We start from the raw sequence: 18,645 nt of genomic DNA, 5'->3' as shown, positions 1-18,645 counted from the left end.
CGGACAAAGGTTTTTGTAATGCCGCTGAAATTCCCCCTGTCGATATGTCTTCTCGGCACGTTCCTTGTCACCTCCGCGCAGGCGCAGGAGGCCGTGAAAGGCGTCGTCGAATTGTTCACATCACAGGGATGCGCCTCCTGCCCGCCGGCGGATGAGGCCCTGCGCAAGATGATCCAGAAGGGTGATGTCGTCGGTCTTTCCTACCATGTCGATTATTGGAACTATCTCGGCTGGACAGATTCGTTGGCATCGAAGGAAAATACCGAACGGCAATATGGTTACATGCGCGCACTCGGCCGCAACGGGGTCTATACGCCGCAAGCCATTCTGAATGGTCGCGACCACGTCAAGGGTGCGGATGTCCGCGGGATTTACGACAGGCTCGATGCTTTCAAACGCGAAGGCCAGGGGCTGAACGTGCCGGTCTCGTCGAAATTTGCCGGTGACGAGGTGGAGATCGATATTGGCGCGGGCAATGGCAAGGCCGATGTCGTGGTCGCCTATTTCACGCGCGAGCAGACGGTAGATGTGCAGAAAGGCGAGAACCAGGGCAAAAAAATGTCCTACTGGCATAGCGTCTATGATGTGCAGACGGTCGGGATGTGGGATGGCTCACCGATGACGGTGAAGCTTCCGGCAAGTGTCGTGGCCAAGGTGAAAAAGGGTGGCTGTGCCGTGCTGTTGCAGACGGCTAATGCCAGCGGCGATCCGGCGGCTATCGTCGGCGCAAGTATTCTGCTGGGGAATGAAACACAGTAATCGCCACTCTGGCGATGGAAGATCCGATCCGGGCATTGGGGGCTGGGGGTAAAGGGTCAATGCACCGGACCGGGTCATCTTGGTGCCTAGGCATCAATTGACAATGAGACTATTCCACCCAATTCAGGCCATGGTTTGACCGAAATACGGCAGGCTCCCCTAAAATAGGTGCCTAAATGGTTACCAATTTTTACCTCTGCTTTTACGGCGTTAGCCTCTCTGCGGAGCTTTGGCAGCAGGTCCGGTCACGCCTCCTGCTTGCCCATTGCTGCCTGAAGCCTGTCAAACCCTCCCGATGGCGCAAGGCTTGCAATTTTGCTGCCTCAGGCTCACATTGCTCTGATGATTTGGGTGGATTCGGAGGTATTGGATGACCGATCAACCGGATGTGCAGCGGGTGCAGACCGCTTCACGCGACAATTCCACCGTTATCGATCTCCGTGAATATAAGACGAACAAGGACCCTTTGCCGGTCACTTTTCATCGCCGTGAGCTGGATGCGATTCTGCGTATCTACGGCCGCATGGTGGGGGAGGGAGAATGGCGTGACTACGCCATCGACCATCTGAAGGAGAAGGCGGTGTTTTCCGTCTTTAAACGTTCGGGTGAAATGCCGCTTTACAGGATCGAGAAGAACCCCAAGCTGGCGACGAAACAGGGCGCCTATTGCGTGGTGAATGTGGATGGCCGCATTCTCAAGCGCGGCCATGAGCTGCCGCAGGTTCTCAAGGTTTTCGACAAGGTTCTGAAGCTTATCGAGTGATTTTAACTGGCTGGTCTACCTCCGAGGGAGGGCAGGCAGGCTGACGTGAGGGGACTATTCCCCAAATAAAAAGGCGGCCGAAGGGCCGCCTTTCGCATGTTTGTCTCAAAGCCTCTCAGCCTTAGTCGTTGCGGTTACCGAGGAACTGCAGCAGGAAGGTGAAAAGGTTGATGAAGTCGAGATAGAGCGTCAGGGCGCCCATGATAGCCTTGCGGCCAGCCACGGCGACATCGTCGGCATCGAAATACATTTCCTTGATCTTCTGCGTGTCATAGGCGGTCAGGCCTGCGAAGATCAGTACGCCGATCGCCGAAATCGCGAACTGCAGGGCACCGGAACCAAGGAAAATATTGACGATGGAGGCGATGATGAGGCCGAACAGACCCATGATCAGGAACGAACCGATGCCGGAAAGGTCCTTCTTCGTCGTATAACCGTAAAGCGAGAGTGCGCCGAACGAAGCAGCGGTCACGAAGAATGTCTGTACGATGCTTCCTTCAGTATATCTGAGGAAGATCGAGGACAGCGACACGCCCATCAAAGCGGCATAAACCCAGAAGGTCGACTGAGCGGCGGAAACGCTCATGTTCTGAATGCGGAAGCTAAGGAAGAAGACCAGTCCGAGCGGTGCCAGCATGACGACCCAGCGCAGCGGAGACGCATAAACAAGGGCACCCAGGGAGGTCAGCATCTTGCCATTCGGCAGCGTTGCGACCGCGGCGGCGGGATCAGTTGTCGTGGCAAGCATGGCAAAGCCGAACGCCGCGACACCGGTGATGACCAGAGCCAGCGCCATCAGGTTGTAAACCTTCAGCATATAGGCGCGAAGACCTTCATCGATCATCGCACCAGACTGTGCACGCGTCTGCGCCATGCGGTTCTGGTAGTTATTGAAGTCAGCCATTGTTTCCTCTTTTGAGCTCCGTGATTGCTACGGTGTCGGGATACCTCCCGGGCGCCGCTGCGGAGCTTCAGCAAGCCTGCTCACGAATATGATGGCAGAACGTGTCCGATACAAGGCCTTTTACTGCCGAAAAGACACCATATGCGCGAAAAGCACTCACGTTTTGGCGATCATTACAAAGAATTAATCGTTAAAGTTAAGCGGCGCACAACCGATGATCATTCCCCCGCCTGCCGCAGAACCGGTGCCGCCTTCTGCCCGAGGATCCGCCACGTACCGATGAGACCGATCCCAACGGTCATGACGAGGGCAATGACAAGCGTGCCGATCGCCACATCCGGCAGGAAGGTGGATGGCAGTTTCATGATGCGGGCGACCACGAACCACGCGGAAACGCCGCCGGCAAAAAGCGCGAAGACGGCAGTTGCGAGGCCGAGCATCATATATTCATATGAGAAAGCGCGGATGAGCAGGTTTCGCGTGCCGCCCAGCGTTTTCAAGATAACCGCGTCATGGGTTCGGGCGCGGTTACCGGCGGCAAGGGCGCCGGCGAGCACCAGAACGGATGCGATGAGCGCAACGGCCGCCGCCGCGCGGATGGCGGTGGCGAGCTGGCCGACCAGCCGGTTGACGACATCAAGCGCGTCCTTCACGCGTACGCTGGTGATGGTTGGGTAGGTGTTGGTGACGGCGCGCAATATGCGGCCCTCGTCGCCGGCGGTTGCGGAAGGATCGGCAAGGGTCGCAAGCCAGGCATGCGGTGCGCCGCGGAAGGTATTGGGAGAAAACACCATGACGAAATTAATTGAGAGAGATTCCCACTCGACATTGCGCAGATTGGCGATCTTGGCAGTGATGCTGCGGCCGAGCACGTTGACGGTGACTTTATCACCGATCTTGAGGCCCAGATCCCCCGCCTCTTTCGCTGCGAAAGAGACCAGCGGTTCGCCGCTGTAATCCGGCTCCCACCATGTTCCCTCCGTCAGCGTCGCGTTTTCGGGCCTATTTTCCGAATAGGTTATGCCCCGGTCACCGCGCAACAGCCATCGTCCTCCCGGCGGCACCTCCATTTTCGTCACATCCGTGCCGTTCAGGGCCATGATACGGCCGCGCAGCATCGGCACTTCGGTCAGGGTTCCCTCGGGCGCTTCGCGCTTCACGAGGTCGCGGAAACCCTGAACTTCGCTGCCCTGAATATCCACGAAGAAGAAATTCGGCGCCTTTTCCGGCAGGCTGTCCGTGAGTTCGCGGCGCAGATTACCGTCGATCAGCGTCAGCGTGACGAGCAAAGTGAGGCCGAGGCCGAGGGATAGGACGACCGAGGGGGTAAGCGCGCCGGGGCGGTGAATATTGCCGATCGCCAGCCGAAGGGCGGCCGAATGAACGCGCGGACTGCGTTTGGCGATGGCCTTGACGCCCGAAGCCACCAGCCGCAGCACCACGAAGGCAAAAGCGATTGCGGCAAGGAACACCGAGGCGATGAAACGGTCTTCCGCCGAAAAAATGGCGAGTGCGGCGAGCGCCGCCAGAAGCAGGCCGGTTGCGGCGAGATAGGGCCAGGACGGCCAGCTGCCCTCTTCGAAACCCTGTTCGCGGAAAAGTGCCGTTGCCGGAACTTCACGCGCCTGCCCGAGCGGCACAATGGCGAAGGCGAGCGTCGTCAACAGGCCGAACAGGGCCGCGAGACCCAGCGCGCCGGGATAAAAGGCAAGCCCTTCCGGCACCGGCAGCACACCTTCCAGAAACCGCATGGCGACAAGCGGTGCGACGGCGCCGACCACAAGACCGATCACGATACCGACGGCGGCAATGAAGGCGATCTGGAAGAGATAGGTCATGGTGACCACGGAGGCCGGTGCGCCCAGGCATTTCAGCGAGGCGATCGTGGTGCGCTTGGAATCGAGAAAGGCGCGAACGGCGTTGGCGACGCCGACCCCGCCGACGATAAGGGCGGTGAGACCCACCAGCGTGAGGAATTGCGAAAAGCGGTTGACGTTTTCGGTGAGCGAGGGCGCTGCCCGGTCGCTGGTGCGAATGGACCAGCCGGCCTGGGGAAGGGCCTTGTTGGCTGCTTCGGTCATGGTTGCCCGCGCCGCCGGGTCGTTCAGCTTGATCTTGTAGGCATGTTCGACGAGGCTGCCCGTCTGGATGAGGCCCGAAGCGAAGAGGGCGTCGCGGCTGACGACAAGCCTCGGGGCAAAACCGAAACCATCGGATAGCGCATCCGGCTCGTCGACCACGGTGCCGGTCAATCTCAGCTTGGCATTGCCGAGCAGGATTTCATCACCGACCTTGATACCAAGCCGTTCCAGCAGAAGCGGTGCTGCGACGGCGCCATAGGTATCGCCGCTGCCGGCCAGAAGCTCGCCGAGTGGCCGATTTGGGTCGGCGACGAAGGTGCCAAAGAGCGGATAGCCGCTGTCAATGGCTTTCACCTCCGTCAGCGTCTGTTCGGAGCCGTCGGCAAGGCGGGCCATGGAACGCAGTCCGGTGGAAACAGCGACGGTTCCGAGGCCGTCGAGATAGGACCGCTCTTCTGCCGTCGCCTCCCTGTTACGCAGTTCGAAACGCACGTCCCCGGCCAGAATGGATTGGCCCTCGGTGGCAATGGCGCTGGTGACCGCGCGTGACACCGAGTTGACGGCGGCGATGGCGCCGGTTCCCAGCGAGATACAGGCGAGGAAAATATAAAAACCGCGCAAACCGCTACGAATTTCACGCCGGGCCAGCCTTGCGGCGTTTCTGATGTTGGTAAAGGACGGGAAAATGGAACCGATCATGCCGATACTGCCCGTGCCATCTGCGGGCGGGCGCTATCGCCCTCGATCTCGCCGGAGCGCACCTTGATCTGGCGCGAGCAGCGGGCGGCGAGCGACGGATCATGGGTGACGAGCACCATGGTCATGCCGCGCTCGGCCTGTTTGGCAAACAGAAGGTCGGCGATCTGTTTTCCGGTATCGGTATCGAGATTGCCGGTCGGTTCGTCGGCGATCAGCACGGCCGGTGAGGGGGCAAGCGCGCGGGCGATGGCGACACGCTGCTGCTCGCCGCCGGAAAGCTGACCGGGATAGTGGTTGAGACGTTCACCAAGCCCGACGGCGATGAGTTCTCGCTTGGCGATCTCGAAGGGATTGGGGGTATTGGCCAATTCCAGCGGAACCGCCACATTCTCCAGCGCCGTCATATTGGCGATGAGGTGGAAGGACTGGAACACAATGCCGATATTCCGGCCGCGAAAATCCGCCAGCGCATCTTCGCCGAGCTTGTGCAGTTGCGTATCCGCAATGACGATTTCACCACTGTCGAGCCGCTCCAGACCGGCAAGCACCATCAGCAAAGTCGATTTTCCCGAACCGGAAGGGCCGACGATACCGACCGCTTCCCCTTCGTCGATGGAAAGATCGATGTTCTTGAGAACGTGAACGGAGGCGGCGGCGTTACCGAGGGTGAGGTCGGCCTTCTTCAGCTTTATGATGCTTTTCGTCACAATTCTCGTTCCTATATAGGGTGATGAAGCGGTCTGGCGGTCGATGCGGTCGGTGTTTCAGACAATGTGAACCAAGTTAGGAAAGCCGTGATGAGATTTAAAGCTGCCCTGTTTCACTTCATCGTCATTCTCGCGGGCGCCTTCTCCGTCGCTTCCGCAGCGGCGCAGGAGCGGACATTGCAACTGGTTGGCTTCGGCGACAGCCTGATGGCCGGGTATCAGCTCCCCCCCACCGACAGCTATACGGCACAGCTTGAAGCTGCATTGAAGGCAAAGGGCATCAATGTCGCGATCACGAACGCCGGCGTCTCCGGTGATACCTCCTCCGGTGGTCTCGCCCGGTCGGAATGGTCGGTTCCCGATGGAACTGACGGGGTCATTCTGGAGCTCGGCGCCAATGACGCGCTGCGGGGCATTGCGCCGGAACAAACGGAAAAGAACCTCGATACCATTATTTCCGGTTTCCAGAAACGCAACATAGCCGTGCTGCTGGTCGGCATTATGGCGCCGCCGAATATGGGTGACGATTACGCCAAGCGGTTCAACCCGATCTTTCCAAGGCTGGCTAAAAAATACAACCTGCCGCTTTATCCCTTCTTTCTCGATGGCGTCGTGACGGATGATGCCTTGAAGCTCGAGGACAAGATGCACCCCAATACCAAAGGGGTGGCGGTGATGGTGGAGAAATCTTTGCCGGCTGTTGAAAGCTTCATCAAGACAATCGGTGCGCAAAAAAAATAAGCACTTGCGCCCATCTGCATTGCATGATTCGCTATGCTTGTTCTGCCAAAAGATTCGGGGAGCTCGCCATGCCGAGACTGTTTACCGCCCTCGAAATTCCGCGCAATGCGGCGATGAGCCTCTCATTGTTGCGCGGTGGTCTGCCGGGAGCCCGGTGGATCGATGTGGAGAATTATCACATAACCCTGCGTTTTATCGGTGACATCGACGGACGGACCGCCGATGAAGTCGTGGACAGGCTGGATCGGATCGAAAGACCGGAGTTCCAGCTTAATCTCACCGGCATTGGTTCCTTCGGCTCCAAGAAACCGCATTCCATCTGGGCGGGGGTTTCTCCCTCACCGGAAATGCATGCGCTGCAGGCGGAAGTCGAGCGAATTTGTCAGAGGATCGGCCTTCCACCCGATCCGCGCAAGTTCATGCCGCATGTCACGCTGGCGCGGCTGCGCTCCTCGCGTGTGGATGATGTGGTGCATTATCTTTCCGGACGCGGCAACTTCCGCACCTCGCCCTTCACGGTCGGCCGTTTTGTGCTGATGTCGTCGAAGGAATCGGTGGGCGGCGGCCCGTATGTCGTCGAGGAGGCTTTCCCGCTTCACGAGGCGCGGTCCAGCTCCATCTTTTCGAGCAACGATCTGCATCCTGCCAAGAGCATGTTATAGACATCAAGGAACCCGTCCTTGGCCCCGTAATAGGGATCGGGGACGTTCTCCCGGTAGCCTGCGGCATAATCCATGAAGAGATGGATTTTGTGCCGGTGCTTTTCGGGGCTCAGTTGAAGCAGGTTCGCCAGATTGTTTTCGTCCATGGCGAGGATGAGGTCGAAGGCCTCGAAATCAGCCCGCGTCACCTGTCTTGCCCGTTGTCGGGAAATATCGATGCCGTGTCGCCGCGCCATGGCGATAGATCGCGGATCGGGTGCGTCGCCCGTATGCCAGCCGCCGGTGCCGGCGGAATCAACGGTGATCCGGTCGGACACGCCTTCACCATCGGCGAGGTCAGTCAAAACCCCTTCGGCAAGCGGCGAGCGGCAGATATTGCCCATGCAGACGAAAAGAACGGTGATATGTTTCATGAACGATGCGTCGATCCGGTCGTTGAGGCGTTAGTGGTTATCAAGCGAGGTAAGATTCATGAAATATCCCAGACTCGAACCGGACGCCATCCGGCAGGCATTGTCGAAACTCGAGGGCTGGTCGCTGCGTGAGGACGGGGCGGCGATCGTTCGCTCCTTCAAGTTTTCGAGTTTTGCCGAAGCCTTCGGTTTCATGGCCGAGTCTGCTCTTGCGGCGGAAAAGCTCAATCATCATCCTGAATGGTCAAACGTCTATTCGCGCGTGAAAGTCTGCCTCACCACCCATGATTCACAGGGTGTGACCGAGCGGGATTTTCTTCTGGCCGAAGCCATGCAGAAGGCGGCTGCGGGCCGGGGGAATTGAACGACAGGCGTTTAATCCCATATAATAACCGTGACCGGAGGACCGTCGATCATGGATGATGTGAAAATCGGTGAAATTCTTCTGCCGGGTGAAACCGACAAGCAGCAGGAGCGTGAGAATGTCGTGCGCGCTAAATTCTGGCCCAAGCTGAAGCGGGTGATGACGAAGGTTCCCTTCGCGCGCGACGCGGCGGCGGCCTATTATTGCGCGATCGACCGTGACACGCCGTTGCGCGCAAAGGGTATTATTCTGGCTGCCCTTGCCTATTTCATCATGCCCATCGATGCGGTGCCGGACATGCTGGCGGTCGTCGGTTTTACCGATGATATCGCGGTCATCACCGCGGCGCTCGCCATGATCCGAGCCCATATCAAGATGGAACATTACGAGGCGGCTGACGCCATGCTGAAGCGACAGCAGGAAGCCGGGTAACGTCTCTGTGATGTGTCCGTCCGGCATAGCCCGGCGGGTGACAAATTCTTGCCTGAATTTATGTGTTTTACACACGAGGGAAGGGCGTGCCACGCCGTTCTCCTCAGGGCGTCGGGAAGTCGCCAATCTGTAACACCGCAGGACGTTTCCGGCATTTTATGCGTGTTGTTGACGGTTTGGTAACCGCTTTCCGACCACAATGAGAAAAGACGATCCGCACCTGAACGTGGCCGATCCAGAATCTGGGCTCGCCGCTGCTTCGGGCCAATGGAAGACAATAACCCGGCAGGAAATTCTATGTTTGTAAGAAGTGTAGCAACCGCAGCGGCCATTTTGCTGACCAGCGTCGGCGTAGCATCTGCACAGTCGCCCACGCGCATCCAGCAGTTCAATGCCTGGGGTGCCTATTCGTACAAATCGGGCAACAGCACCGTCTGCTACGTTCTTTCCATCCCCACCTCCAAGGAACCGGCAAGCGTTGACCACGGCGATATCTTCTTCATCGTCTCGCAGCGTCCTGGCCAGAACATCTCCTACGAGCCGCAGGCGATGGTTGGCTATACGCTGAAGCAGGGCTCCAAGGTCAATGTGACGATCGACAACAAGAACTTCGTCATGTTCACCAAGGACAAGGCTGCCTGGGTTGAAAACGCCGCTGAAGAGCCGGCTCTCGTCGCCGCTATGAAGGGCGGCAAGTCGATGACCGTCAAGGCGGTTTCCGGCCGCGGCACTGCGACGTCCTATTCCTATTCGCTGTCGGGCATTTCGGCTGCTTTCAAACAGATCGAGAGCTGCAAGTAATCCTGACGCTTTGTCAGATTTGTGATTGGCCGGTCCTCGACCGGCCATTTGCGTTTTTGCCAGTTTGATGCTAAAGGCGCGGCAACATTGACAGGCGGATGCGCGAAAAGTGCTCCGCCTTTGATTTTCTCGACATGCAGACGATTTTCCGCCTTTTCGACAGGCTGGTCGTGCGATGCATGGAACGATGGGATAACGTGATGTCCGTAATGCAAGCTCCTGCCGGCCTGGCAGTCAAAACCCCGTTGATCGCCAACAGCGATCTCATGTCCGGCAAGCCGACGCTGATCGGCCTGACGCGTGAGGAAATGGGCGAGGCGCTGGCCGAGATCGGTGTGCCGCAGAAGCAGGTGAAAATGCGCGTCAGCCAGTTGTGGAACTGGCTCTACGTGCGTGGCGTCTCCGATTTCGACAATATGACAAATGTCGCCAAGGAACTTCGCGAGAAGCTGAAAGCGGCCTTCACCATCGCCCGCCCGGAAATCGTCGAGGAGCAGATCTCCAATGACGGCACCCGCAAATGGCTGATGCGTTTTCCGCCGCGCGGCGCGGGCCGTCCCGTCGAGATCGAGACGGTCTATATTCCCGAAGAGGGACGCGGCACGTTGTGCATATCGAGCCAGGTGGGCTGTTCGCTGACCTGCTCTTTCTGTCACACCGGCACGCAGCGGCTGGTGCGCAACCTGACGGCGGAGGAAATTCTCTCCCAGCTTTTGCTCGCCCGCGACCGGCTGGGTGACTTCCCTGATGGGTCGACGCCGGTCGGCGCCTATGTGCCGAGCGAAGGCCGCAAGGTCTCCAACATCGTGATGATGGGCATGGGCGAGCCGCTCTATAATTTCGAGCATGTGAAGACCGCGCTTCTGATCGCCACCGACGGTGACGGCCTGTCGCTTTCCAAGCGGCGGGTGACGCTCTCCACATCAGGCGTCGTGCCGGAAATCTTTCGCACGGGTGACGAGATTGGCGTGATGCTGGCGATTTCGCTGCATGCGGTACGTGATGATCTGCGCGACATGCTGGTGCCGATCAACAAGAAATATCCGCTGAAGGAGCTGATCGAGGCTTGCCGCAACTATCCGGGTCTTTCCAATGCCCGCCGCATCACCTTCGAATACGTGATGCTGAAGGATGTCAATGACACCCTGGAAGACGCCAAGATGCTGGTTCAGCTTCTGAAGGGCGTTCCGGCCAAGATCAATCTCATTCCGTTCAATCCCTGGCCGGGTACGAATTACCAGTGCTCGGACTGGGCGCAGATCGAAAAATTCGCCGACTTCATCAATCAGGCGGGTTATGCGTCGCCGATCCGCACGCCGCGCGGCCGCGACATTCTCGCCGCCTGCGGCCAGTTGAAGTCGGAATCGGAACGCATGCGCAAGACTGAAAGACTGGCTTTTGAGGCAATGATGATCGCCAACCACGGCGCAGATGACTGAATAAGCCGCATTTGCCCCATAAAGCTGGTTTTCCGGCGGTTCTCCGATTGATTTCGGTCTGTCTTGTTCCTAGAAAGACGAAAACAGGGAACCAACAGGAGGATATCCATGCGCGCATTCATTCTGGCTCTCGCTGCCGCGAGCGCCATCGTTCTGCCGGCCAAGGCTGAAAACGTCACCGTTGCCGTCACCGCCATTGTTGAACATCCGGCGCTCGACGCCGCTCGTGATGGCGTCAAGGCTGCCCTTGCCGAAGCCGGTTACAAGGAAGGCGAGAACCTCAAGTTCCTTTATGAGTCCGCACAGGGCAATCCTGGCACCGCGGCGCAGATTGCGCGCCAGTTCGTCGGCGATGCCCCCGCCGTCATCGTGCCGATCTCCACGCCGTCGGCCCAGGCTGTCGTTGCGGCCACACGCGACATTCCGGTCGTCTTCACGGCTGTTTCCGATCCTGTCGGCGCACAGCTTATCAAGAGCATGGAAAAGCCCGGCGGCAACGTGACCGGCCTTTCCGACATGCTGCCGGTTGGCGAACATCTGGCGCTCATCAAGGAAATCTCTCCGAACGCCAAGTCCATCGGCTTCATCTACAACTCGGCCGAAGCCAACTCCGCCTCGACGCTCGCCCTGCTGAAGGCCGAAGCTGACAAGGCCGGCCTGAAGGTCATCGAATCCGTCGCCACCAAGTCCGCTGAAGTTCAGGGCGCAACCCGCGCGCTGGTCGGCAAGGCTGACGTGATCTACGTTCCGACCGACAATACCATTGTTTCCGCATTTGAAGCGGTAGCCGGTGTTGCCTCCGAGGCGAAGATCCCGCTTTACGCCGCCGATACGGATTCCGTTGCCCGTGGCGCGGTTGCAGCCCTCGGCTTCAACTATTTCGACGTTGGCAAGCAGACCGGCGCAGTCGTTGTTCGCATCCTCAAGGGCGAAAAGCCGGGCGATATTCCGGCCACCGTGGCTGTTGGTACGGATCTCGTCATCAACAAGAAGGTTGCCGAAAAAGTTGGCGTCACCTTCCCTGAAAGCGTGACGAAGCGCGCCACCAAGGTCATCGACTGAACCGAAACCAGACTGAATTGCGGGCGGCGGCATTCCGCCGCCCGTTTTACGTGGCACGAGACGGTGCCCGTATCCGCCTGATGGCGGCAATAACAAGGACATTACCGTGAGCCAAATCGCCTTCTGGGGTGCCGTGGAGCTGGGACTGGTCTTCGCTTTCGTGGCGATCGGCGTTTATCTCGCTTTCCGCGTACTTGATTTTCCTGACCTGACCGTGGACGGTTCGTTTCCGCTTGGCGCTGCCGTGGCTGCCGTGCTGATCATCGCCGGTCTGAATGCCTGGGTCGCGACGGCGATTGCCATGGTTGCCGGCGCTGCCGCGGGTATGGTGACCGCAACGCTCAACGTTCGTTTTAAAATCCTCAACCTGCTTGCCTCGATCCTGACGATGATCGCGCTGTTTTCCGTCAATCTCAGGGTGATGGGAAAGCCGAATGTGGCGCTGCTCAATCAGGACACGATGGTATCGCCGTTTTATGGCCTCGGCCTTTCCGAATATCTGGTGCGGCCGCTCTTCGTCGGCGTGCTGGTGCTGATCGCGGTCCTTCTCGTCTGGCGTTTTCTTGAAAGCGATGCGGGCCTCGCCATGCGGGCGACCGGCGCCAATGCGCGGATGGCGCGGGCGCAGGGTGTGAAGACCGGAAACCAGATCTATCTCGGCATGGCGCTTTCCAATGCGCTGGTGGCTCTCGGCGGCGCATTGTTTGCGCAGACCAATGGTTTTGCGGATGTGACCTCCGGTGTCGGTACCATCGTCGTCGGGCTTGCGGCCGTCATCATCGGTGAGACGCTGTTTGGCGCACGCGGCATCCTGATCGCGCTGATCGGCTGTGTCTTCGGCTCCATCGCCTATCGTCTCGCCATCCAGCTTGCCCTGTCGAGCGATGTGCTGGGTCTCAAGGCGTCCGATCTCAATTTCGTAACGGCGGTATTGGTGGCCATCGCATTGATCCTGCCGCGACTGCGCCGTGGGGGAGCAACATCGTGATTTCGCTTTCCGACATTCAGGTCGTCTTCGGGCGCGGCACGCCGCTGCAAAAGCAGGCGCTGGCCAAGATCGATCTCACCATCGAGGATGGTTCCTTCGTCACCGTTATCGGCTCCAATGGTGCGGGCAAATCCACACTTCTCGGTGTTCTGGCCGGCGATGTTCTGCCAACGGCGGGCAAGGTGATGATCGGCGGCGCCGATGTCACCCGCAAGCCGACCGCCAGCCGGGCGGGACGGGTGGCGCGCGTGTTTCAGGACCCGCTGGCGGGCAGCTGCGGTGCGCTCACCATCGAGGAGAACCTGGCGCTTGCGGCGTCTCGCGGCGAGCGTCGCGGGTTGTCGTCGGCGCTTGGACGCGGCAGGCGGGATTTCTTTAGGGAACGTATCGCTTCGCTTAACCTCGGTCTGGAAAATCGTCTGAAGGATCGTATGGACCTTCTGTCGGGTGGGCAGAGGCAGGCGGTTTCGCTTGTCATGGCGACGCTATCCGGTTCAGACGTGCTGCTCTTGGATGAACATACGGCGGCACTCGATCCCGGTATGGCGGAATTCGTGATGGAACTGACCCGCAAGGTTGTGTCGGAGCGCAAGCTGACGACCCTGATGGTCACCCATTCCATGCGTCAGGCGCTGGATTATGGTACGCGAACGATCATGTTGCATGCCGGTGAAATCGTGCTCGACGTCTCCGGTGACAGCCGCAAGGATCTCGAGGTCGAAGACCTGATCGAGATGTTCCGCAAGATACGCGGCCAGACGCTTGACGACGACGAACTGCTGATCGGCTGATTGCAAAAGGCGCCTTTGGGCGCCTTTTTATTTGCCCTCAGCGCGTTTGCGTGAAGAAAATCTTGACCGCGAAAAGCGAAAAGACGCCGGCGATCGTATAATCGAGTCCGCGCAGAACTTTCCGGTTGCGCTGCAGCCAGGCGGAAAGAACATCGGCGGCGACAACGATGCCGATGCCGATCGGCAGTGCCACGATGATGGACCAGATGCCGAGGAAGATCAGCTTGCCGGTGACGTGCGGATCGGTTGCGCTGACAAATTGCGGGAGGAAGGTCATGAAAAAGATGATGACCTTGGGGTTCAGCAGATTGACCCAGATGCCGTTCAGCAAGGCCGATTTCAGGGAGGCCTGTGCTTTTTCACCGGTGCTTTTCACCATCACGAAATCCGAGCCCTTGCGGATTGCCTGTATGGCGAGCCAGACCAGATAGGCCGCACCACCGGTTTTCAGGATCATGAAGGCGGTCGGCGAGGCGACGATGAGAGCCGCGACACCAAAAGCGACCAGCAACGTATGCACGGTGATGCCGATATTGGTTCCGACCAGCGTCATGAAGCCCGCCGCCCGGCCTTCGCGCAGCGAGCGGCTGATCCAGAGCGTCATGTCAGGCCCCGGCGTCACCGCCAGAAGCAGAATGGCAATGGTGAAGGCGATCAATGTTGGCAGGCTCGGAACGAAATCCATCGCGGCACCCGTAAAATCTGGAGAATGCGGTTGCTTAACGCGGTTTCGTGTTTCTGCCAATGTTTTTGAGCGATGACGCGCCTGCGAGGGGGAAATAGCCGCCGCACCCTTCTAGGCACGGCGGCTGGAGCTTCAGTTTTTAAGGAAGCTGGTGAAGGCGGCGGAATATTCCGTATGCCAGCGTGAGAGCGGCGGGCGGTTCTGGACGATGTCCTGGGCTGCCCAGAGAATGCGCTTCTCATCCGTCGGGCGGTCCACCTCGCCATCCGGGCAGAGAATGTAGAAATCGCCGCGGCCGATACTCTCGATCATGAAATCGACGGTTTGCTCGCCGGTCCAGGCACCCTGCGGCTTTTCGGTCCTGCCATGGGCGGTCAGGCCGGTGAAGACGAAGCCGGGGATCAGGAGATGGGCGGAAGCCGCGCCGTTCGGAATATTGCGCAATTCGTGCTGAAGCGCTTCCGTGAAGGTTTTCACACCGGACTTCGAGACGTTATAGGCCGGATCGCCCGGAGGCGTGGTGATGCCCTGTTTCGAGCCGGTATTGATGATCAGCGACGGTTCGCCATGGGTGATCATGCCCTGGCCGAAGACGCGGCTGCCATTCACGACGCCCATCAGATTGACGCCGATAATCTTTTCCCAATTGGCCTGCGGCCCGAAGATGGCGCTGCCCGGCTGGATGCCGGCATTGTTCATGAGAACGTGGACACGGCCGAAACGCTGGATCACGGCACGTTCCAGCGCCTCCAGCTCATCGAGTTTCGAGACATCGGTCGGTATGGCGACGATCTGCGCTTCGCCATCCTTGGCGATGTTTAGAATATCCGCATGCGCTGCGGCGAGTTTTTCGCCGTCGAGATCGACGAGCACGACGCTCATGCCGAAACCGGCGAATTTACGGGCGGCGGCTAATCCGATGCCGGACGCCGCCCCTGATATGACAGCGACATTATCTTCCTTGAATGCGGGGTGGATGGTCGTCATAGGTTTCTCCTTCGCGTCGTTTCTGCTGTTTCCAGCGGTTTGCAACGTTGCCTGAACCTGAGTGGCTTCATTCACGGTCTTCAAGTCGATCGCGCCGCTTTATGATAAAGCGCGAATTTTCTAAATGCATGTGACAATTGCTTCGTTCCCATCCGCGCGGCCGTTCGCCATCCGTCATCATGCGCGCCCATCAATTGTTTTGTCGCTTATCTCACGGAAAAGCGCTTCACACATTTCGGGTTGCACTGTAAAAGTGCCGAAATCCCAAGGAAATGGCGGTGCCCCGATGCCGTCATCATGCAGATGGACATCATTATGGCACTCCCGAAAGACGTTAAGAAAGTCGTTCTCGCCTATTCCGGCGGCCTCGACACCTCGATCATCCTGAAATGGCTTCAGACGGAACTCGGCGCCGAGGTCGTGACCTTCACCGCCGATCTCGGCCAGGGCGAAGAGCTTGAGCCGGCACGCAAGAAGGCTGAGATGCTGGGCATCAAGGAAATCTTCGTCGAGGACGTCCGCGAAGAGTTCGTGCGTGATTTCGTGTTTCCGATGTTCCGCGCCAATGCCGTTTATGAAGGCGTCTATCTGCTCGGCACGTCGATTGCCCGTCCGCTGATTTCCAAGCACCTGATCGAGATCGCCAAGAAGACCGGCGCTGACGCCATCGCCCATGGCGCCACCGGCAAGGGCAACGATCAGGTCCGTTTCGAGCTTTCGGCCTATGCACTGAACCCTGACATCAAGATCATTGCGCCCTGGCGCGACTGGACGTTCAAGAGCCGCACCGACCTCCTGAACTTCGCCGAACAGCACCAGATTCCGGTCGCCAAGGACAAGAAGGGCGAGGCGCCATTCTCCGTCGACGCCAACCTGCTGCACTCCTCTTCCGAGGGCAAGGTTCTGGAAGACCCGGCGGTGGAAGCGCCTGAATATGTGCATATGCGCACCATTTCCCCGGAAGCGGCTCCGGACAAGGCAACCGTCATCAAGGTCGGTTTCCGCAAGGGCGATGCCTGCTCCATCAACGGCGTTGAAATGTCGCCCGCGACACTTCTTGCCACGCTCAATAATTACGGCCGCGAAAACGGCATCGGCCGCCTCGATCTGGTCGAGAACCGTTTCGTCGGCATGAAGTCACGCGGCGTTTACGAGACGCCCGGCGGCACGATCCTGCTGGCAGCGCACCGCGCCATCGAATCCATCACACTCGACCGGGGTGCCGCGCATCTCAAGGACGATCTGATGCCGCGTTACGCTGAGCTTATCTATTACGGCTTCTGGTTTTCGCCGGAGCGCGAAATGCTGCAGGCCCTGATCGACAAGAGCCAGGAACATGTCGAAGGCGAAGTGACGCTGAAGCTCTACAAGGGCAATGTCATGGTAACCGGCCGCGAGAGCGAGAAGTCGCTGTATTCCGACGCGCTGGTGACCTTCGAGGATGACCACGGCGCTTACGACCAGAAGGATGCTGCTGGCTTCATCAAGCTCAATGCGCTGCGTCTTCGCACGCTCGCCAAGCGTAACCTCAACAAGTAATTCAGCTGACGTGAAGATTATGAAACCCGCGGGCGGTGACGCCGGCGGGTTTTTTCATGTCTTGCTTCTGGAGACGATGCGGAAGCCGATGTAGCTGGCAACAGCGGTGAATTCCATCACCGGGATGACGATGCCGAAGCCTGTCAAGGGTGAACCGATGAGCGAGGCAGCGGTGCCGCCCGCAAAACCCGATCCCATCTGGATGAAGCCCATCATCGCCGAGGCCGAGCCGGCAATATGCGGGAAGGGTGCAAGCGCTGCCGTTACCATTGAGGGTGTCAGCAAGGCGATACCGACCGTTGCGACCGCCACGGGTCCCATGATGGAAAAGAAGGACGGCGGTATCAGGAAGACCGACAGCAGGATGAGCAGACCGCCTGTTCCCGAAAAACAGAGGCCGAGCATGACCGAACGGCGATCACCCAGTCGCGGTGCGATGTACCGCAGGGCGATGGAGCCGAAGAAATAAGCGCCGGTCTGCATCAGCATGCCGATGCCGAAGGCGGTGGGTGTCATGCTAACCGTGTTGATGAGAATGAAGGTCAGCATGGTGGCCTGCGCATAAAGCGCGCCGATGGAACCGCCGAGCACGAGGGCGGCCAGAAGAAAGCGTGGTTCAGTCAGCAAGGTGCTATAGGCCGACAGGAGTCTACGGGGACGGATCAGGCTTTTGTCCGGGACCGTCGTTTCGCGCAGAAAAACCATGACGGACAAGATGGCGGCGGCGCCGAGACCGGCCATGAGGAAAAACACCGATTTCCAGCCGAAAGCCGCAAGCGAAAGCCCGCCGATCGTTGGTCCGAGGGCGGGGCCGACTGCCAGCATGATGCCGATGAGGTTCATGATGCTGGAGGCTTCCGCGCCGGTAAACTGGTCGCGTACGATTGCGCGTGCCACCGTCATGCCGACGGAGGCGCCGATGCCCTGAATGAGCCGCGCGAGGAGCAGCACTTCTATCGTCGGGGCAAAAATCGCCAGCAGTCCGCCGCCCAGAAAGACTGACAGGAAAACGAGGCTCGCCCTGCGCCGGCCAAAGGCATCGGAAGCAGGGCCGGCGAGCAGCTGCGCCAGGGCGAAACCGGCGAAATAAAGCGAGAGGCTGAGCTTTATCGCGGATTCATTCGTGGCGAAAACCCGCGTCAGTTCTGGCATAGCCGGCGTATAGATCGCCATGGAAATCGGCGCCAGCGCCGTCAGCAACGCGCCGAGAATGGCCGTGCGTTTTGTCGACATGATCGGTTCTGGCGTCATTGCGGTCAGCAGCTCTGGCCCGGCTGTTCCGGCTGGAGATTATCGCGAAGCGTCTGCAGGAAGCTGCGGAAAAGCGCAACTTCGTCCTCGTTCAAGCCACGCGTGGCGTGACGGACGAGTTCATCGATTTCCTGACGCACGGCTTCCAGCATGTCTGTGGAGTTTTTTGTCAGTACGATGCGTTTGGAGCGCCTGTCCTGCGGGTCCTGCTGGCGCTCGATCAGGTCGAGGGATTGCAGCTTGTCGAGATAGGCGCAGATCGTCATGGGCTCGATGCCCAGACGGGCGGCAATATCCGATTGCTTGCTGCCATCAACGACGGCAACCGTCAGCAACGCGCGTGCTTCGCCGGGGGTCAGGCCCAGTCCTGCTTCAGAAATTCGGCGCTCAAAAGCATTGTTCAGCAGGCGGGCGCCGCTGTTCAACAGAAATGCCAGTGAATCTTTTTCGCGTTTCGTGCCCATGCTTCGCCTTTTCGTAAGTCAGCCTTACTAAATTCCGGGCGATAATCAATGCTACGCGACCGATATTCTCGAAAATCGGCTCAACTATACGTCAGCTCCAGAGCAGGGCGGTC

At 59.0% G+C, this 18,645-nt stretch carries 20 protein-coding genes; 12 read left to right on the top strand and 8 right to left on the bottom strand.

Features of this window, described 5'->3' with window-relative positions; genetic code table 11:
* Positions 1-18 precede the first annotated feature (18 nt).
* Positions 19-759 carry a thioredoxin family protein gene (locus GSF67_RS12620; protein WP_006310859.1) on the top strand — a complete coding sequence of 247 codons (741 nt, stop codon included), beginning with the start codon at positions 19-21 and terminating at the stop codon, positions 757-759.
* 370 nt (positions 760-1,129) lie between these two features.
* A complete protein-coding gene (locus tag GSF67_RS12615) occupies positions 1,130-1,522 on the top strand; it encodes a DUF2794 domain-containing protein (RefSeq protein ID WP_006310858.1) in 393 nt (130 codons plus the stop codon).
* A 121-nt stretch (positions 1,523-1,643) separates the two neighbouring features.
* Here GSF67_RS12615 and GSF67_RS12610 read toward each other — a convergent pair whose 3' ends face one another.
* From GSF67_RS12610 to GSF67_RS12600, 3 genes are all read right to left on the bottom strand, one after another.
* Positions 1,644-2,426, bottom strand: coding sequence for a Bax inhibitor-1/YccA family protein (locus tag GSF67_RS12610; protein WP_006310857.1), 783 nt, complete (start codon positions 2,424-2,426; stop codon positions 1,644-1,646).
* 218 nt (positions 2,427-2,644) lie between these two features.
* Entirely contained in the window at positions 2,645-5,206 is a 2,562-nt protein-coding gene (locus GSF67_RS12605) for an ABC transporter permease (RefSeq protein WP_006310855.1), read from the bottom strand.
* Complete coding sequence (locus tag GSF67_RS12600) at positions 5,203-5,913, bottom strand: ABC transporter ATP-binding protein (protein WP_006310854.1); 711 nt, start codon at positions 5,911-5,913, stop codon at positions 5,203-5,205. The genes GSF67_RS12605 and GSF67_RS12600 overlap by 4 nt, the downstream gene beginning before the upstream one ends.
* A 90-nt stretch (positions 5,914-6,003) precedes the next feature.
* On the opposite strand from GSF67_RS12600, the gene GSF67_RS12595 reads away from it, so the two are divergent.
* Both GSF67_RS12595 and thpR read left to right on the top strand, forming a co-directional pair.
* Entirely contained in the window at positions 6,004-6,654 is a 651-nt protein-coding gene (locus GSF67_RS12595) for an arylesterase (RefSeq protein ID WP_006310853.1), read from the top strand.
* Positions 6,655-6,722: 68 nt separating this feature from the next.
* Positions 6,723-7,316: an RNA 2',3'-cyclic phosphodiesterase gene (gene thpR, locus GSF67_RS12590; protein WP_010972484.1), complete on the top strand. Its 594-nt coding sequence runs from the start codon at positions 6,723-6,725 to the stop codon at positions 7,314-7,316.
* On the opposite strand, the gene GSF67_RS12585 is transcribed toward thpR, so the two are convergent.
* Complete coding sequence (locus tag GSF67_RS12585) at positions 7,250-7,729, bottom strand: low molecular weight protein-tyrosine-phosphatase (RefSeq protein ID WP_006310846.1); 480 nt, start codon at positions 7,727-7,729, stop codon at positions 7,250-7,252. The genes thpR and GSF67_RS12585 overlap by 67 nt on opposite strands.
* Before the next feature lie 58 nt (positions 7,730-7,787).
* Here GSF67_RS12585 and GSF67_RS12580 point away from each other — a divergent pair, with 58 nt between their 5' ends.
* The 7 genes from GSF67_RS12580 (at position 7,788) to GSF67_RS12550 (ending at position 13,606) form a co-directional block, all read left to right on the top strand.
* Positions 7,788-8,093 (top strand): 4a-hydroxytetrahydrobiopterin dehydratase, encoded by a 306-nt coding sequence (locus tag GSF67_RS12580; RefSeq protein ID WP_006310845.1) that lies wholly within the window; start codon positions 7,788-7,790, stop codon positions 8,091-8,093.
* A 51-nt stretch (positions 8,094-8,144) separates the two neighbouring features.
* Positions 8,145-8,525, top strand: coding sequence for a YkvA family protein (locus GSF67_RS12575; RefSeq protein ID WP_006310844.1), 381 nt, complete (start codon positions 8,145-8,147; stop codon positions 8,523-8,525).
* Between the two features lie 297 nt (positions 8,526-8,822).
* Positions 8,823-9,326 carry an invasion associated locus B family protein gene (locus tag GSF67_RS12570; protein WP_006310843.1) on the top strand — a complete coding sequence of 168 codons (504 nt, stop codon included), beginning with the start codon at positions 8,823-8,825 and terminating at the stop codon, positions 9,324-9,326.
* Positions 9,327-9,592: 266 nt separating this feature from the next.
* Entirely contained in the window at positions 9,593-10,765 is a 1,173-nt protein-coding gene (rlmN, locus tag GSF67_RS12565) for a 23S rRNA (adenine(2503)-C(2))-methyltransferase RlmN (protein WP_083815738.1), read from the top strand.
* Positions 10,766-10,873: 108 nt separating this feature from the next.
* On the top strand, positions 10,874-11,827 hold the full coding sequence (locus GSF67_RS12560) for an ABC transporter substrate-binding protein (RefSeq protein WP_006310837.1): 954 nt from the start codon (positions 10,874-10,876) through the stop codon (positions 11,825-11,827).
* A 106-nt stretch (positions 11,828-11,933) separates the two neighbouring features.
* On the top strand, positions 11,934-12,815 hold the full coding sequence (locus GSF67_RS12555; RefSeq protein WP_006310836.1) for an ABC transporter permease: 882 nt from the start codon (positions 11,934-11,936) through the stop codon (positions 12,813-12,815).
* Positions 12,812-13,606, top strand: a complete 795-nt coding sequence (locus tag GSF67_RS12550; RefSeq protein WP_006310835.1) for an ABC transporter ATP-binding protein — start codon at positions 12,812-12,814, stop codon at positions 13,604-13,606. The genes GSF67_RS12555 and GSF67_RS12550 overlap by 4 nt, the downstream gene beginning before the upstream one ends.
* A 37-nt stretch (positions 13,607-13,643) precedes the next feature.
* Here GSF67_RS12550 and GSF67_RS12545 read toward each other — a convergent pair whose 3' ends face one another.
* Entirely contained in the window at positions 13,644-14,291 is a 648-nt protein-coding gene (locus GSF67_RS12545; RefSeq protein WP_006310834.1) for a LysE family translocator, read from the bottom strand.
* Between the two features lie 132 nt (positions 14,292-14,423).
* Positions 14,424-15,278: an SDR family NAD(P)-dependent oxidoreductase gene (locus GSF67_RS12540; RefSeq protein WP_006310833.1), complete on the bottom strand. Its 855-nt coding sequence runs from the start codon at positions 15,276-15,278 to the stop codon at positions 14,424-14,426.
* A 315-nt stretch (positions 15,279-15,593) separates the two neighbouring features.
* On the opposite strand from GSF67_RS12540, the gene GSF67_RS12535 reads away from it, so the two are divergent.
* Positions 15,594-16,817, top strand: a complete 1,224-nt coding sequence (locus GSF67_RS12535) for an argininosuccinate synthase (protein ID WP_010972477.1) — start codon at positions 15,594-15,596, stop codon at positions 16,815-16,817.
* A 54-nt stretch (positions 16,818-16,871) separates the two neighbouring features.
* On the opposite strand, the gene GSF67_RS12530 is transcribed toward GSF67_RS12535, so the two are convergent.
* Both GSF67_RS12530 and GSF67_RS12525 read right to left on the bottom strand, forming a co-directional pair.
* Entirely contained in the window at positions 16,872-18,068 is a 1,197-nt protein-coding gene (locus tag GSF67_RS12530) for a multidrug effflux MFS transporter (protein ID WP_006310830.1), read from the bottom strand.
* A gap of 5 nt (positions 18,069-18,073) precedes the next feature.
* Positions 18,074-18,532: a MarR family winged helix-turn-helix transcriptional regulator gene (locus tag GSF67_RS12525; RefSeq protein ID WP_006310829.1), complete on the bottom strand. Its 459-nt coding sequence runs from the start codon at positions 18,530-18,532 to the stop codon at positions 18,074-18,076.
* Positions 18,533-18,645 lie beyond the last annotated feature (113 nt).

It is taken from the genome of Agrobacterium sp. CGMCC 11546, assembly GCF_013365515.1.
In the GTDB taxonomy this organism is placed as follows: Bacteria; Pseudomonadota; Alphaproteobacteria; order Rhizobiales; family Rhizobiaceae; genus Agrobacterium; species Agrobacterium fabrum.
This window is presented reverse-complemented; position numbering and strand designations above follow the sequence as displayed.

Coding starts and splice junctions, on each gene's coding strand:
- GSF67_RS12620 (WP_006310859.1), top strand. CDS start 19: ATGCCGCTGAAATTCCCCCTGTCGATATGTCTTCTCGGCACGTTCCTT.
- GSF67_RS12615 (WP_006310858.1), top strand. CDS start 1,130: ATGACCGATCAACCGGATGTGCAGCGGGTGCAGACCGCTTCACGCGAC.
- GSF67_RS12610 (WP_006310857.1), bottom strand. CDS start 2,426: ATGGCTGACTTCAATAACTACCAGAACCGCATGGCGCAGACGCGTGCA.
- GSF67_RS12605 (WP_006310855.1), bottom strand. CDS start 5,206: ATGATCGGTTCCATTTTCCCGTCCTTTACCAACATCAGAAACGCCGCA.
- GSF67_RS12595 (WP_006310853.1), top strand. CDS start 6,004: ATGAGATTTAAAGCTGCCCTGTTTCACTTCATCGTCATTCTCGCGGGC.
- thpR (WP_010972484.1), top strand. CDS start 6,723: ATGCCGAGACTGTTTACCGCCCTCGAAATTCCGCGCAATGCGGCGATG.
- GSF67_RS12585 (WP_006310846.1), bottom strand. CDS start 7,729: ATGAAACATATCACCGTTCTTTTCGTCTGCATGGGCAATATCTGCCGC.
- GSF67_RS12580 (WP_006310845.1), top strand. CDS start 7,788: ATGAAATATCCCAGACTCGAACCGGACGCCATCCGGCAGGCATTGTCG.
- GSF67_RS12575 (WP_006310844.1), top strand. CDS start 8,145: ATGGATGATGTGAAAATCGGTGAAATTCTTCTGCCGGGTGAAACCGAC.
- GSF67_RS12570 (WP_006310843.1), top strand. CDS start 8,823: ATGTTTGTAAGAAGTGTAGCAACCGCAGCGGCCATTTTGCTGACCAGC.
- rlmN (WP_083815738.1), top strand. CDS start 9,593: ATGTCCGGCAAGCCGACGCTGATCGGCCTGACGCGTGAGGAAATGGGC.
- GSF67_RS12560 (WP_006310837.1), top strand. CDS start 10,874: ATGCGCGCATTCATTCTGGCTCTCGCTGCCGCGAGCGCCATCGTTCTG.
- GSF67_RS12545 (WP_006310834.1), bottom strand. CDS start 14,291: ATGGATTTCGTTCCGAGCCTGCCAACATTGATCGCCTTCACCATTGCC.
- GSF67_RS12540 (WP_006310833.1), bottom strand. CDS start 15,278: ATGACGACCATCCACCCCGCATTCAAGGAAGATAATGTCGCTGTCATA.
- GSF67_RS12535 (WP_010972477.1), top strand. CDS start 15,594: ATGGCACTCCCGAAAGACGTTAAGAAAGTCGTTCTCGCCTATTCCGGC.
- GSF67_RS12530 (WP_006310830.1), bottom strand. CDS start 18,068: ATGACGCCAGAACCGATCATGTCGACAAAACGCACGGCCATTCTCGGC.
- GSF67_RS12525 (WP_006310829.1), bottom strand. CDS start 18,532: ATGGGCACGAAACGCGAAAAAGATTCACTGGCATTTCTGTTGAACAGC.